This window comes from Kluyvera sp. 1366 (assembly GCF_054823405.1).
The window spans coordinates 188,050-202,646 of sequence record NZ_JBTRDW010000001.1; the positions used below are offsets into that span (position 1 = coordinate 188,050).

14 protein-coding genes and 2 pseudogenes are annotated in these 14,597 nt (G+C 53.1%); 10 read left to right on the forward strand and 6 right to left on the reverse strand.

The annotated features are described in order from the left end of the window. Positions 1–91 precede the first annotated feature (91 nt). Both ACVLVH_RS00860 and ACVLVH_RS00865 read left to right on the forward strand, forming a co-directional pair. A complete protein-coding gene (locus ACVLVH_RS00860; RefSeq protein ID WP_498948381.1) occupies positions 92–2,278 on the forward strand; it encodes a TonB-dependent siderophore receptor in 2,187 nt (728 codons plus the stop codon). Between the two features lie 173 nt (positions 2,279–2,451). Further along, positions 2,452–2,937: a hypothetical protein gene (locus ACVLVH_RS00865; RefSeq protein WP_101761737.1), complete on the forward strand. Its 486-nt coding sequence runs from the start codon at positions 2,452–2,454 to the stop codon at positions 2,935–2,937. 69 nt (positions 2,938–3,006) lie between these two features. On the opposite strand, the gene ACVLVH_RS00870 is transcribed toward ACVLVH_RS00865, so the two are convergent. The 4 genes from ACVLVH_RS00870 to ACVLVH_RS00885 form a co-directional block, all read right to left on the reverse strand. Next, positions 3,007–3,636 carry a LysE family translocator gene (locus ACVLVH_RS00870; RefSeq protein WP_192413227.1) on the reverse strand — a complete coding sequence of 210 codons (630 nt, stop codon included), beginning with the start codon at positions 3,634–3,636 and terminating at the stop codon, positions 3,007–3,009. Positions 3,637–3,661: 25 nt separating this feature from the next. Beyond that, positions 3,662–4,198, reverse strand: coding sequence for a GNAT family N-acetyltransferase (locus ACVLVH_RS00875; RefSeq protein ID WP_192413226.1), 537 nt, complete (start codon positions 4,196–4,198; stop codon positions 3,662–3,664). After that, the gene (locus ACVLVH_RS00880) at positions 4,179–4,490 is read right to left on the reverse strand and encodes a type II toxin-antitoxin system TacA family antitoxin (protein WP_110866736.1); all 312 of its coding nucleotides are present in this window, start codon (positions 4,488–4,490) and stop codon (positions 4,179–4,181) included. The genes ACVLVH_RS00875 and ACVLVH_RS00880 overlap by 20 nt, the downstream gene beginning before the upstream one ends. Before the next feature lie 214 nt (positions 4,491–4,704). After that, complete coding sequence (locus ACVLVH_RS00885; RefSeq protein WP_110866737.1) at positions 4,705–5,016, reverse strand: PTS lactose/cellobiose transporter subunit IIA; 312 nt, start codon at positions 5,014–5,016, stop codon at positions 4,705–4,707. 168 nt (positions 5,017–5,184) lie between these two features. On the opposite strand from ACVLVH_RS00885, the gene ACVLVH_RS00890 reads away from it, so the two are divergent. The 4 genes from ACVLVH_RS00890 to ACVLVH_RS00905 all read left to right on the forward strand — a co-directional run bounded on the left by ACVLVH_RS00890 (position 5,185) and on the right by ACVLVH_RS00905 (position 9,135). Then, entirely contained in the window at positions 5,185–6,519 is a 1,335-nt protein-coding gene (locus ACVLVH_RS00890) for a PTS sugar transporter subunit IIC (protein ID WP_061719102.1), read from the forward strand. Positions 6,520–6,528: 9 nt separating this feature from the next. After that, positions 6,529–7,956, forward strand: coding sequence for a glycoside hydrolase family 1 protein (locus ACVLVH_RS00895; protein ID WP_192413225.1), 1,428 nt, complete (start codon positions 6,529–6,531; stop codon positions 7,954–7,956). Between the two features lie 9 nt (positions 7,957–7,965). Continuing rightward, a complete protein-coding gene (locus ACVLVH_RS00900) occupies positions 7,966–8,283 on the forward strand; it encodes a PTS sugar transporter subunit IIB (RefSeq protein WP_008110135.1) in 318 nt (105 codons plus the stop codon). A gap of 78 nt (positions 8,284–8,361) precedes the next feature. Beyond that, positions 8,362–9,135, forward strand: a complete 774-nt coding sequence (locus ACVLVH_RS00905) for an FCD domain-containing protein (RefSeq protein ID WP_036650080.1) — start codon at positions 8,362–8,364, stop codon at positions 9,133–9,135. A gap of 241 nt (positions 9,136–9,376) precedes the next feature. On the opposite strand, the gene ACVLVH_RS00910 is transcribed toward ACVLVH_RS00905, so the two are convergent. Continuing rightward, positions 9,377–10,297: a LysR family transcriptional regulator gene (locus tag ACVLVH_RS00910; protein ID WP_192413490.1), complete on the reverse strand. Its 921-nt coding sequence runs from the start codon at positions 10,295–10,297 to the stop codon at positions 9,377–9,379. A 142-nt stretch (positions 10,298–10,439) separates the two neighbouring features. On the opposite strand from ACVLVH_RS00910, the gene ACVLVH_RS00915 reads away from it, so the two are divergent. Continuing rightward, a complete protein-coding gene (locus ACVLVH_RS00915; RefSeq protein WP_192413224.1) occupies positions 10,440–11,441 on the forward strand; it encodes a zinc-binding alcohol dehydrogenase family protein in 1,002 nt (333 codons plus the stop codon). Positions 11,442–11,556: 115 nt separating this feature from the next. Beyond that, positions 11,557–12,210: an oxygen-insensitive NAD(P)H nitroreductase gene (gene nfsB / locus ACVLVH_RS00920; protein ID WP_280173218.1), complete on the forward strand. Its 654-nt coding sequence runs from the start codon at positions 11,557–11,559 to the stop codon at positions 12,208–12,210. A 73-nt stretch (positions 12,211–12,283) separates the two neighbouring features. On the opposite strand, the gene ACVLVH_RS00925 is transcribed toward nfsB, so the two are convergent. Continuing rightward, the gene (locus ACVLVH_RS00925; protein WP_498948387.1) at positions 12,284–12,520 is read right to left on the reverse strand and encodes a sensor histidine kinase; all 237 of its coding nucleotides are present in this window, start codon (positions 12,518–12,520) and stop codon (positions 12,284–12,286) included. Positions 12,521–13,006: 486 nt separating this feature from the next. On the opposite strand from ACVLVH_RS00925, the pseudogene ACVLVH_RS00930 reads away from it, so the two are divergent. Beyond that, positions 13,007–13,698: pseudogene (locus tag ACVLVH_RS00930) on the forward strand (hypothetical protein). 225 nt (positions 13,699–13,923) lie between these two features. Continuing rightward, a pseudogene (locus tag ACVLVH_RS00935) lies at positions 13,924–14,403 on the forward strand (Hcp family type VI secretion system effector). The last annotated feature ends 194 nt before the right edge of the window (positions 14,404–14,597 follow it).

The following is a 14,597-nucleotide window of genomic DNA, read 5'->3' on the forward strand; positions in this document are numbered from 1 at the left end:
TATTTCAATCCGTTACGGCCATTGTCGTTAGGCGAGGGCGACTGAACGGATTATTTCATTTACAAGGCAGTTTGAAATAGAGATGGCAACTATGTCCGTTAACGCTAAAAATTCAGCAATACCTGCTGTGGCACGGCAGTTCAGATTCAATCCTCTGTACCTTTCTCTGGCCTCAATTCTGTTGGTGACACCAGCCGCCTTCAGCGTGGCTGCCGAAGAGACCCTTACCGTCAACGCCGACACGCGTGAAAGCGTGACTTCGCCGCTGCAGGGCTACGTGGCGAAAGAGAGCGCGGCAGGCACCAAAACCGCGACGCCGCTGCGCAAAACCCCGCAATCCATTTCGGTAATTACCCGCGAGCAGATGGACGATCAGGCTGCGGCTTCCGTTGCGGACGCGCTGAGCTACAGCAGCGGCGTGTTGACCAACTATCGCGGTAACTCCAACCGTAATGATGAGATCATCGCGCGCGGTTTCCGCTATGCGCCGAAATTCCTCGATGGCCTGAGCTACGGTTTATCCGGCCAGGCGGGCGCAGCGGGGCAGATCGATCCCTGGTTGCTGGAGCGCGTAGAGATGATCCACGGCCCAGCTTCTGTGCTGTACGGCCAGGTGAATCCGGGCGGTATCGTGGCCATGACCAGCAAGCGCCCGACCGCGCAGAGCATTCACAAAGTGCAGCTCAGCACCGGCAACCAGCATTTGGGTGAAGCGGCGTTTGATTTTGGCGGCAAGCTGAATGATGACAACACGCTGTTTTACCGCCTGAACGGTATTGCCAGCACCAAACATGAGTTCGTTAAGGACAATAAGCAGCAGCGCATGGCGATTGCGCCAGCGATAACCTGGCTGCCTAACGCGGACACCAGCTTTACGCTGCTGACGATGTATCAGAACGAGCCGAAAGCGGGATACCGTAACTTCCTGCCGGCCAGCGGTACGCTGAAAGAGAGCAGCGCGGGCTTTATCCCTTACGATTTCAACGTCAGCGATCCGAGCTTCAACGAAGCCAAGCGCGAACAGACTTCGATCGGCTATATCTTCGAGCACAATTTAAGCGATAACGTCAGCTTCACGCAGAATCTGCGCTACAGCAACATGGACGAATCGTACAAATATCTGGTGTATACCTTTGATGCCGATAACGATCACTCGATCAATCGTCGTCCGCAGCATGACAAGATCAAGTCGAAAGAGTTGGGTCTTGATAACCAGCTGAAAGCCACCTTTGAAACCGGCAACATCGCGCACACCGTGCTCGGCGGGCTGGATTACAAGTGGAGCGACGTGGATAACAAACTGTGGCGTGACAGCGGCGATCAGTACATCCTCGACTGGGCGAATCCAACGCGCATCAGCATCAACGAGAGCGATTTGACGCTGACTACCAGCACGCGCAAGAAGCTCGATCAGGTGGGTGTTTACCTGCAGGATCAGCTGGAGTGGAATCAGTGGAACCTGCTGCTCTCCGGACGTCACGACTGGAGCGAAGTACGCACGCAGGATCGCACCGACAACAGCCAAACCCAGCAGAATGACAACAAGTTCACTGGCCGCGCGGGTCTGCTGTATGCGTTTGATAACGGCATTTCACCGTACGTCAGCTACAGCACCTCGTTCGAGCCAAACCTCAACAGCGGCGCGCCAGGCACCGATCCGTTCAAACCGACCACCGGCGAACAGACCGAAGTGGGCGTGAAGTATCAGCCGGTAGGTTGGGACGCGGTGTTTACCGTGTCAGCGTTTGATATCACGCAGAAAAACATCACCGCTTATAACAGCGTGACCGGCTACAACGAGCAGATTGGTAAAGTGCGTTCGAAAGGCATCGAAACCGAAGCGCATGCGCAGATCACGCCAGAGATCAAACTGTTAGCGGCCTATACCTACACCGATGCGGTGACCAAAGAGAGCAGCATCACGCAGCGCATCGGCCATTCACCGTCGAGCATTCCGCGTCATGCGGCGTCGGCGTGGGGCAGCTATACCTTCCTTGATGGCGTGCTGAGCGGCTTAACGCTGGGCAGCGGCGTACGTTATACCGGCACCGCGCCAGCGGATGAAATTGGCGTCGACAAAGTACCGCACTACACGTTGTATGATGCGATGGCGAAGTATGAGCTGGGCGAAGCGGCGAAATCGCTGCGTGGCACCACGCTGCAGCTCAACGTCAATAATCTCGCGGATAAGCACTACGTGGCGTCATGCAGTAATGAAAGCGCCTGCTTCTACGGCAGCGGTCGCACCATTGTGGCTTCCGTCAGCTACAGCTGGTAATTCCCTCCGGCGGCCTGCGTGGCCGCCGTTTCGTTTCGCATTCCGTGCGACGCGCTTTTCAGCCAGGTATTTATTAAGCGGTTTTCGGAAAATACTGTATTTGTGTGACTGTCATCACTCTGCAAGTCACGTTAAAATACGCGCTTCTCATTTAGCAGGGGTTTTTCGTCACGATGTTATCGCGCTTCACTTTAGCCACTTTGATGGCAACAATCATGCTCACCGGCTGCGCCCGCCTTGCCGCCGTTACTGGTACATCTCATGACAGCACTGCGACTGCGGACGCGTCCGCCGCTCAGCCTGCAACCGGCGCGCCAATCGACAATAATGATTCGCCTTCTCCATTCGAGACCGGCCCAACGGTGATTAACGTTTCGCATCTGGTGACGCGTACCGATGACGGTTCTTCTGTCTATGTGACGGTAGATGGTCAGGATGCGGGGCTGCTGAAGAAGGGTGAAAAACGAGAAATTCGTGTTGCGCCAGGTAAACACCAGATTGGTGGTTACGTGCAGACGCTGTTTGGTTTTGGCAAAGTGACCATCGCATCCGTGGATGTCACCACCGATCCGAACAGCCCGAAAAACGTGGTCTATTCTGTAACGCGCCAGAAGCCCGCGTTCAGCGAAACCGACGCCACGCCGCCGAATAATTCCTGATGTATAGGTGCGCATAAATGCGCACCGATATGGTTTTTTCAGGTCGCCATTGATGGCGACCTGCCCACATCAACTCCGGCTAAACACTAGTTTCAATCCCGCAACTGTGAAGCAGCAAGCCAGCAGCGCATCCAGCCCACGACGGATGCGGCGATAGAAAGCCGTCATCACCGCGGTGGAAAACAGCAGCGCGTAACCGCCAAACACCAGCACACAAATTGCCGCGCAGCCTGCAATAATCATCGGCAAGGTTGATGCCGCCGCACCCGGTTTTAACGCCACCGACATGATCGCCACCCACGTCAAAATCGCTTTAGGATTGCCGACGTGCATCAAAATGCCCTGACGAAACATTCTGCCGAATCGCGCTTTTTCGCTGACCGGTGCGAATTCACTGGCATCTGGCCGACGCAGCGCCGATTTCCCTGCTTTGAACGCCAGCCACAGCAGATACAATCCGCCGCCAATCTTCAGCACAATCAGCAGTTGCGCAAAGGTGGCCAGCACGGTGAGAACCCCGCAAGCCGCCAGAAGCGCCCACATCATTGAACCGCCAATCACGCCGCTCGCTAATGCCAGTGCCGCGCCGCGTCCCTGTTTCATCGCCGTGCCCATAATCGCCATATTGCTCGGGCCGGGACTGGCGGTAGCGACGAAATAGGTGGTGTAGATCAGAATCATTTCATGTGACAGCGCCATAGGTTCCTCGGTTAATCATGATGGATTACGCAGCGAGTATGTGCTGAATCGCCAGAAACATCGGGATTGCGCCAAATACATTGGGCGGCTCATGCAATGCCACAAATCCCAGGCGGGTGTAAAAATTCACGGCTTTGGGTTCAGCGTCAAGATAAACGCCTTTTACAGGTAATGCGTCATGGATTATTTTGACGTGTTCGAAGAATTCGCCTAACAAATCCTGTCCAAAACCCTTGTTTTGTTCTTTGACGGCGACTCCCAGCATAACCAGGCGCACCACGCCGGCTTCGGCTGGCATTGAACCGGACACCACGCCTGTGAGCTTTTGTCTCAACAGGGAGTAGGCGCTGAAGGTGCAAATACCCAACAGTTCGCCCGAGTTAGCATCAATCAACGCCTTCGCTGCACAATTTCCCTCTTTTACGCTTTTTTTAAGCGAGTTGCGCACGAAGGAGTTGATAATTGCGTTGCCGCAATCGAAGTGCTTATTACCGGGATAGGTGATATCAGCCTGATAAGCGCACACCATAACGTCAGCGCTGTTATTCCGTGAATTTTCCATCTGCTCTTTTCCTTCGCATCAACGCTTGTAACGCCAGCGTCGGAGCTGCAGGTTCAGACATGAGCTGATTCACTTGCTGCCAACTCTCTTCCGAAAGCTGGCGACGTCGCTGATTATCCAAAACGGTTTCTGCACGCTCAAGCGCCGCATTTAAGATAAAGGCACTCAAATCTAACCCTGCAGCGGTTGCTGCTTCCTTTAAGACTTCTTTGAGATTCGAACTGGTTTTTAACTCTACGCGCGCATCTTTAACGGCGCGCGTATCGGTGGAAAGTGCGGATACTTTTGGCATAGCGAGAGCCTCGTTGAGTAAAAACGCCTCCTGTTGACGTCAGTCCTTAAACTTATGCAGCGTTGCAATGTGAGTGAAGTCTTTCATTTCAGTTAGCTTGGTACGGCTAATAACCGTATGCGGATAATGTAAACCTTATCGCTTTGATAAGTCAACGCGTACGGTTAATAGCCGTATAGCATTTGATGTCGGTTAAATTTACCGTGCTGCACCCTTACTCCCCATGCAACTCCTTCCTTAACAGCACCAACTCGCCTGCCAAATCGCGGCACAGCATCGCCGTCATCAGATGATCCTGCGCATGCACCAAAATCAGCGTGACCGGCACTTTGCCGCTGCCTTCATCGGCGCCAATCAACGCGGTCTGGATTTTATGCGCGGCTTTCGCGGCCTCGTCGGATGCCGCTAAAGCCTCGTCCGCCCCTTGCCAGTCAGCTTTACGCGCTTGCTGGATCGCCATCATGGCTTGCGATCGCGCCTCACCAGCATTAATCAGCAACTCCATCATCGTTTGTTCAAAATCCATATCCGCCTCACTTATTGGTATGCCAAATTGGTAATAAAGATGCTACCGGAATACCAAAAAGGAGTTCCGCGAGCATGATCACAGAAATTAACGGCAAATATCGCCATTTTGGTATGCCACGAACCATCAAGCTGATGCATAACACTTAAAACCGCTGAGGGTTGACCAATGTCTCTACAGGAACGTCTTATCGATTCACTGGGTAGCTTTGCCACGCGATTCAACAGCTACCGCTACATCATGGCGATCAAAGCCTCGTTTATTACGCTGATGCCGGTGATCATCGTCGGCGCGTTTTCGGTGCTGATTTCCAACATGGTGCTGGACCCGAAAAATGGCCTCGCCAGTTTCTCTGCGCTGTCGTTTCTCGCCGATCTGAAACCGATCACCAGCAGCATTAACTACGCCACGCTGAGCTTTCTGAATATCGGCGCGGTGTTTCTGATTGGTATCGAACTGGGCCGCATTAACGGCATTAAAACGCTGTTTCCCGGCCTGCTGGCGATCATCTGCTTCATCTCGGTGACGCCCACCACGCTGCAAATGCTGGTGGATGGCCAGATGCATGTGGTAACCGATGTGCTGGCGAAACAGTTCTCCGATACCAAAAGTCTGTTCCTCGGCATGTTTATCGCCATTCTGTCGGTGGAGATTTATTGCCGGCTGGAGCAGGTTGAACGGCTGAAAATCAAAATGCCGGATACCGTGCCGCCGAACGTTGCCGCGTCATTTTCTGCGCTGATTCCGTCGATCATCACCGTCACGCTGGTCGCCACCTTTGGCTTTATCTTCCATCAGATCACCGGCATGTACCTGTACGACGCGGTGTACAAAGTGGTGCAGCAGCCACTTGAATCGGTGGTGCAGAGCTTGTGGGGCATTCTGCTGCTGATGTTTGTTGCCCAGCTGTTCTGGGTAATTGGTATTCACGGCAACCAGATGGTGAAACCGATTCGTGAGCCGCTGCTGCTGGGGGCGATTCTGGTCAACATGAACGCCTTCGAGCAGGGTAAGGAAGCGCCAAACATCATCACCATGCCATTCTGGGATGTGTACATGAGCATCGGCGGTTCCGGCCTGACTATCGGGCTGTTAACCGCCGTGATGATTGCCACCAAACGTAAAGAGATGCGTGAAATCGCCAAACTGTCGTTTGGACCTGGCTTATTCAACATCAATGAGCCGGTGATTTTTGGTATGCCGATCATGCTCAATCCCATTCTCGCCATTCCCTTCATCATCACGCCGCTGGTCACCGGTTCGATTGGCTATTTCGCCACGGTGATGGGCTTTGCCGGTAAAGCGGTGGTGATGGTTCCCTGGACTACGCCGCCGATCATCAATGCGTGGCTTTCTACCGCCGGTTCGATGGGCGCGGTGGTGACGCAGATCATCTGCATCGTAGTTTCGGTGTTGATTTATCTGCCTTTTGTCAAGGTGGCCGCGCGTCGCGCCGAAGCGGCGGAAGCAAAAAATCTGCAGGCCGAACTGGCACAAAATTAAGGAGAATCTATGAGTAAGCACACCATTGCGCTGCCGCAGGGTTTTATTCTCGGCGCGGCGGCATCGGCCTGGCAAACCGAAGGCTGGAGCGGCAAAAAAGCCGGCCAGGATTCGTATCTGGATGCCTGGTATCAGCAGGATCGCCACGTCTGGCATAACGGCTATGGACCGGCGGTAGCAACGGATTTTATCAACCGCTTCCGCGAAGACGTGGCGCTGATGAAAGCGGCGGGGCTGACGCACTATCGCACCTCAATCAACTGGTCGCGTTTTCTCACCGACTATGAAAACGCGGTGGTTGATGAGGAGTACGCGGCCTACTACGACCAGCTGATTGACGAGATGCAGCGTCAGGGCATTGAACTGATGTTGTGTCTCGAACATTACGAACTGCCGCTACAGTTGCTGGAAGAGTACGGCGGCTGGCAATCAAAACATGTGGTTGAGCTTTTTACTCGCTATGCCGAGAAGGTGTTTGCCCGCTACGCCGGAAAAGTGACGCGCTGGTTTGTTTTCAATGAGCCGATTGTGGTGCAGACGCGCGTCTATCTTGATGCACTGCGCTGGCCGTATGAACAGAACACCCATAAGTGGATGCAGTGGAATCACCATAAAAATCTCGCCACGGCGAAGGTGGTTAAGCTGTTCCGTCAGCAGGGTTATGCTGGCACGGTGGGCACCATTCTCAATCCGGAAGTGACCTATCCGCGCTCTTCGGCGGCGCACGATGTTAAAGCCGCAAAAATCTACGATCTGTTCTACAACCGGGTGTTTCTCGATCCGGCAATCAAAGGCGTCTATCCAGCGGAATTACTGCAGTTGCTGGATAAACATGAGGTGCAGTGGGATGCGACCGAGGAAGAGCTGGCGATCATCGCCGCCAACACCGTCGATGAAGTGGGGCTGAATCTTTACTATCCGCATCGTGTTAAAGCGCCTTCACGCGCCTGGCACCCAGAGACGCCATTCCATCCCGCTTTTTACTACGAACATTTTGAGTTGCCAGGCCGCCGCATGAACAGCTCGCGCGGTTGGGAAATTCAGCCACGCATTGTTTTCGACATGGCGCAGCGCATGAAACAGGAGTACGGCAATTTGCCGTGGTTTGTGGCCGAGAGCGGCATGGGCATCGAGAACGAAGTGCAGTTTAAGGATACGCAGGGCGAAATTCAGGACGACTACCGCATCAACTTTATTGCTGAACATCTTTACCAGGCGGTGCGTGCGCGTGAAGCGGGCAGCAACTGTCAGGGCTACATGCTGTGGGCGTTTACCGACAACGTTTCGCCGATGAACGCCTTCAAAAACCGCTACGGACTGATCGAGATCGACCTAGACAACCAGCGGCAGCGGCGGATGAAGAAATCCGCGCACTGGTTCCGTCAATTGCGCGATACCCAGCAATTGACCCTCAACATTGACGATGAAGCCAAATAAGGACCACCAATGAAACGCATTATTCTGGCCTGCGCGGCAGGCATGTCGACTTCGATGTTAGTCACCCGCATTGAGAAAGAGGCGGTAGCACGCGGTCTTGAGTACCAGATCTACGCCATTCCGGAACAGAACCTGCGTGAAGAGTTACAAAACTACGGTCAGGACGTGGTGGTGGTGCTGTTGGGACCGCAGGTGCGCTTTAAGCTGGAGGAGAATAAAAAGCTGACCGACAGCTATCAGCTGCCGATTGCGGTGATCGATACCGTGGCTTACGGCACGTTGAATGGTGCAAAGGTACTCGATCAGGCACTGGCTTTGGTACACTAGCGCCCAGATAGCAGTCAGGTTCCGGCTCGCACAGGACGCGGCCGGGCCGAATGCACCATGATGCAAAAGGGTGAGAGCGTGGAAAAAGCCGAAGCGCCACAAGAGAAAAAGCAGTATCAGGAAATTGGTCAGCATCTGCGTCAGCAAATCCTTGATGGTCATTATCCGGTTGGATCACGACTGCCGCCAGAGCGGCAGTTGGCCGAAACCTGGGGCGTGAGCCGCACCATTGTGCGTGAAGCGTTGCTAATGCTGGAGCTGGAAGGCACGGTGGATATTCGTCAAAGTTCTGGCGTTTACGTGATGCGCATTCCTTCAGAAAGCGAGGATGCGGAAGAGGCCTTTTTCCGCAGCGATGTCGGCCCGTTCGAGATGTTGCAGGCGCGTCAGCTGCTGGAGAGCAACATCGCAGCCTTCGCTGCCAAAATGGCCACCAAAGCCGATATTGAAAACCTGCGCCGCACGCTGGAGCAAGAGCAGCGCGCCATTGCACTCAACGACAGCAGCCAGGATAACGACAAGCTATTTCATCTGCTACTGGCAGGCGCGACGCAAAATCAGATGCTGCTCGATACGGTGACCAGCGTCTGGCGTCATCACGAAGCCAGCCCGCTCTGGCAGCAACTGCGACCGCAGTATGAAACCCGCGCCTATCGCCTGAAGTGGCTGGGCGATCATCAAACCATTCTGGCCGCGCTGCGACGCCGGGATGTGATGGGTTCCTGGCAGGCAATGTGGCAGCACCTGGAAAACGTCAAGAACACGTTGTTGGAGTTATCGGATGCCGACGCGCCTGACTTTGATGGCTATCTGTTCGAATCCGTGCCGATATTCCAGGGTAAGTTGATGTGATGAGGTCGCCATTCATGGCGTAATGCCGCTCAGTTAAGCGCCGTATCAAATCACCGCTTCTTCCGTAGCGGCGCGATTTATCGCGCAATGCATTGCGCCGCTACAATGTGAGCTCTCGGTAACTAAGGATTTTCACGTCTTAACTGACGAGCATAACGACCTAAATGCGGGCCCCTGTGTGACAGTAATTACAACGCAGCGCGCAAAGTTCAATGACTAAGCTGCACGATAAATCGCGACGCTACTCATGCTGGGTGAGCTTCGCGGTTAACGCACGCAGCGGCGTGCGCAATACCTCATGCAACGCGCGGATCGCTGGAGAGAACTGTTTGCGATGCGGGCAGATAAGGTGCAGCGGCGTGCTTTCGCCCGGCATCTCCGGCAGTACGCGCTCCAGCCTGCCGGCCAGCACATCGTCACACACATCAATCCACGATTTATAAGCGATGCCCATACCGGCGATGGCCCAGCGGCGCGCCACTTCGGCGTCATCACACAGCATGCGGCTTTTCACCGTGATCTGGCGGCGCATGCCATCCTGCGGGAAGGTCCATTTGTCGTACACGTGGCCGCCCATCATAAACAGCAGGCCATGATGGTGCTGGCCGATATCCTCCAGCTGTTGCGGGCGACCGTGACGATCAAGATAATCCGGCGACGCCACCATCACGCGGCGATTATCCTCCGCCAGCGGCAACGCCACGTAGCTGCTGTCTTCCAGCTTGCCGTAGCGAATGGCGATATCCACCGGATCGCGAAACACATCGCTGATCTGGTCGGAAAAGGAGAGCCGCACCGCCAGCGCCGGATGCGCGCGGCAAAAGTCAGTGATCAACGGCAGCAAAATATTGCGACCAATATCCGACGGCAGCGCGATTTTTAGCTCGCCGCTCAGCGCATCTTCATCGCTCTGCAAGCTTTCGGCACCGGCATGCATCAGCGCCAGCATCTCCTGCGCAAAGGGCAGATACTTTTCCCCTTCGGCGGTTAAGCGCAGGCTGCGGGTAGAACGGGCGAACAAGCGGCGATCCAATTCCCGCTCCAGCCGCTGAATTGCCGCGCTGACCTGTCCGGGCAGTAAATTCACCTCGCGCGCCGCGCGTGAAAAGCTGCCGAGTGCGGCTGAACGCACAAACAGAGTGACATCTTCCAGTCGGATCATCTTCTTATTCATCATGGTAGTCAGCAGGGATTTTCACTCTAAGAGTGAAAGTGTTCACCTGCAACTGGCATTTTTCATTGCGCTGCGGACCGCTATGCTGAATTTACTTCACCAAACCTGCTGATGAATAAGGATCTGCCTGATGAAAGCCATTGTTTATAGCCAAAACGGTTTACCGATTTCCGATGAAAATGCGCTGTATGAGCTTGAGGTTGATAAGCCAACGCCGGGCGCGCGCGATCTGCTGGTAAAAATTCACGCCATTGCGGTGAATCCGGTGGACACCAAAGTGCGCGCCGGTGCGCCAACCGATCAGCCGCGCATTCTCGGTTGGGATGCGGTAGGCGTGGTGGAAGCAGTGGGCGCAGACGTCACGCTGTTCCAGCCGGGCGACGAGGTGTTTTATGCTGGTGATATCACGCGCGCCGGCAGCTATGCCGAATATGGCCTGGTGGATGAACGCCTCGCCGGGCACAAACCGCGTTCACTGAATGACGCCGATGCCGCCGCGCTGCCGCTGACCTCGCTGACCGCGTGGGAACTGCTGTTTGATCGTCTTGAGGTACAAGCCGATGACAACGCCGCGCTGCTGATTATTGGCGCAGGTGGCGGCGTCGGTTCCATATTGACGCAACTCGCCAGCAAGCTAACCAAATTGACGGTGATCGGCACCGCTTCCCGCCCGGAAACGGCGGATTGGGTGCGTTCACTCGGTGCGCACCATGTGATTGATCATTCTCAACCGCTGGGCGAACAGCTGGCGGCGATTGGACATAAAGAGGTGCGCTATGTCGCCTCGCTGACGCATACCGACAGCTATTACGATCAGCTGATTGATGCGCTCGCGCCGCAGGGCAAGCTGGCGTTGATCGATGATCCTGAGACGCTGGATGCGGTGCCGCTCAAGCGCAAAGCGATTTCACTGCACTGGGAATTGATGTTCACCCGTTCGCTGTTCCATACCGCCGATATGCAGCGCCAACATGAGATTCTGCAGCGCGTGAGCCAGTTAATTGATGACCAAACGCTGCAAACCACCGCCGGCGAACATCACGGCATTATCAATGCCGCCAATTTGCGCAAAGCGCATGCGCTGATCGAGAGCGGTCGTGCACGCGGCAAGATCGTATTGAGCGGGTTTTAACCAAATTAACGCAATAAATCATGCAAACCACGCGCAATAAATTGCGCCGCTACGGATATCCGCACGCTTCTGTAGCGGCGCGATTTATCGCGCTACAAAGAAAAAGGATTAAGCCATGACACTCAATGATGCAGTCGCTCGTCGTCACACTGTGAAAGCCTTTGAACAGGGTAAAAGCCTGCCGCAGGATGAAATCGAAACCCTGCTGAACGTGCTGCGCAACAGCCCGTCATCCGTAAACTCCCAGCCTTGGCATTTTGTGGTGGCGTCCACCGAAGCGGGTCGCGAGCAAATCGCCGCATCCACCGATGGCGCCTTTGCCTATAACAGCCCGAAAGTGCGCAATGCCTCGCACGTTATCGCGCTGTGCATGCGCACCGATCTGGATGAAGCGCATTTGCAGAACGTGCTCGATCAGGAAGATGCTGATGGCCGTTACGCCAAGCCGGAAAGCAAAGCGAACAATGACATGGTGCGTCGCAGCTATGTCGATATGCATCGCTATGAATCACGCGATGTGCCGCAGTGGATGGAAAAGCAGGTTTATCTGGCGTTGGGCGGATTGTTGCTGGGCGCAGCGATGTTGGACATTGATGCCACACCGATGGAAGGTTTTGACCAGCGTGCGCTGGATCAGGCGCTGGGTCTGCGTGAAAAAGGCTTTACCAGCGTGGTGCTGGTGTCGCTGGGCTATCGCAGCGATGCGGATTTCAACGCCGCGCTGCCGAAATCACGTTTGCCGCGTGACGAGATTTTTACCTTTATTTAAATATTTCGCGCAATAAATTGCGCCGCTACGGATGGACGCACGTTTCTGTAGCGGCGCGATTTATCGCGCAAGATCAATACGGAAACCGCAACGTAAAACGGTTCACACCCTGCTCGCTATGCATCTCACAACTTCCCTGATGTAAATGCATAATGCTGCGCACAATCGACAATCCCAAGCCGCTGCTGCCCTGATGATGTGACGCATCGGCGCGCCAGAAGCGATCAAAGATGTGAGCCTGCTGTTCCGCGCTCATTGCCGGGCCCTGATTCTCCACCATCAAAGCGCTGCCCCGATTGAAAATGCGCACGGTGGAATCTCGTTCGCCCTAGCACAAGGCGTTTGCCATCAGATTCGCCAGCGCGCGTTGCAGCAGTTGCGGATCGGCGTGCGCAAATCGTGCGCCTTATCAACATAAACCTGGCTCAACTGTTGATAACCCCGTTCAAGGCGCCCCAGCATCTAATTGAAAGCCGCCACCAGCGGCTGCAGTTCCGCTACCGCCTGTTTAGGCATTCGCTGCGACAAAAGGCGCACGTCAATCGCATCCGCCTGCGATAGCCAGCAGCATACCCGCTGCAAGGGTGAGTTTGTTCAATTTCATCTTAATACTCCTGATTTGAAGGTAGGCCATCAGGATATGCAATCGGCTCTGACATCAGCGTGAGCGAGTTATGACAAAAGAATGACATGCGCACTTGTTATATAGAAATGACCTAACGTAATAGGTGGATCTAAAATTTGATAATCAGTATCGTAGACCACAGTTACTATAAGGATATAGGATGCAAAAGTTATGTTTAACAACAGTGAAGTCATCAGTTATCTTCAAGCAAATAAAATTCTCGCAATGAAACTTGACAATGCCGTTGATGTCGTCGGAAACAGGTAGCGGAACAGGTTAAATCAATCGGTGCTGGTGCTACCCGAGCGTTGTTTTACACGTCCTGTTTCACTGATGAATATAACGATGTATGCCTGCGGCAAAAAAATGAAGATGTCCGTTTTCGGGATGGGGTTTACCGACTTCTCAGTCATGGAGATATTGGCTTTGAGATGCTTAAAGTATATTTTGAAGAACTGCTAAAATATAAAACTGCACAGCAATTAGAATACATAAAGAAAAAGCTTATGACGGTTAATGTTCATATTGCTGCAAGTTCACTGACTAACGCAGGTTTTGCTATGGCGGCAGCCAGCGCCGTTCGCATGGGATTAAACCTGAGTATGGAGATCAGCGCGCTGACAGGGCGAATAGCCGGTGGTGTAGTGGGAGCAGCAGCTTTGTATGGTATTGTTCAGAGGGCAGCAGATAGTGCGCACCGCCTTCAAACTCAATATCCCGTCTATTATTCAGCGCTCTATTTACAGAATCTGGAAATGATGTATTTCCTAATTGAACCCGTAATGCAACGCGCGAGTGCCCTGGATGCTCAGTGGGCAACTGAAGAAAATATTGCAGATATCATTACCCGGTTGATTAGGTAGCTATGATTAAATTTATAAAAGACTCAATGTGTTCATTAGTTAGATCGTTAGTATGGATATACGGACCGGCAATATTGACCATTGTCTTTGCATTACTTCAGGCTCATTTTTTTCCAGGAAGTCCAGTTTGGCCTATTGCGGTTTTCTTTATATTCGCGCTGGTCATCGTGGCTCGTTACATAAAATGATGAAGTTTAAAAAACTGTTAACAGATAAGGATATTGTATGTCGACGCCCGCACATTTATGGCTAGAAGATGAAAATGGCTCGCCTATTGTTGGAAGTTGTTTAATCCCACTGAGGTTAGGTTCTATCGAATTAAAATCATTTTCACACGGCATAACCATCCCAGTAGATCCAAATAGGGGAAAATTGACCGCAACGCGAGTCCATCAACCTATCGTGATAGTAAAAGAGTTCGACAAGACAACACCAATTCTTTATCGCGCTGTATGTGAAGGGCGCACACTTAAAAAAGCTACGATCAAGATGTATCGGATTCTTGAATCAGGCATTGAGTCCGAATATTTCAATATCATTTTGGATAACGTTAAAATCACCACGGTTTCGCCTTAACTTGCCCCAAATGGTCAGAGCAACACTCATGTTGAAACATTAGAGTTGCGTTATGAGGCGATCACCTGGAAGTACACGGAAGGAAATATTATTTACCGCGATACATGGAATGAATACGCTTGCGCGTGACACTATTTCAGTGACCAAAGTTATAAAGTGTATCCAAACTAAGTTTGTTTCCGCATAACGTTCATCTTCGGCATTAAGATTCTCTTACTGCCGAAGATAAAATCGCTTAACCCCTTCTGTTTAATAAGTATTCCCTCTGCATTAAATCCGTAATTTCTGTAGTGAGATCATGTCCACCATGTTATTAACTCTGT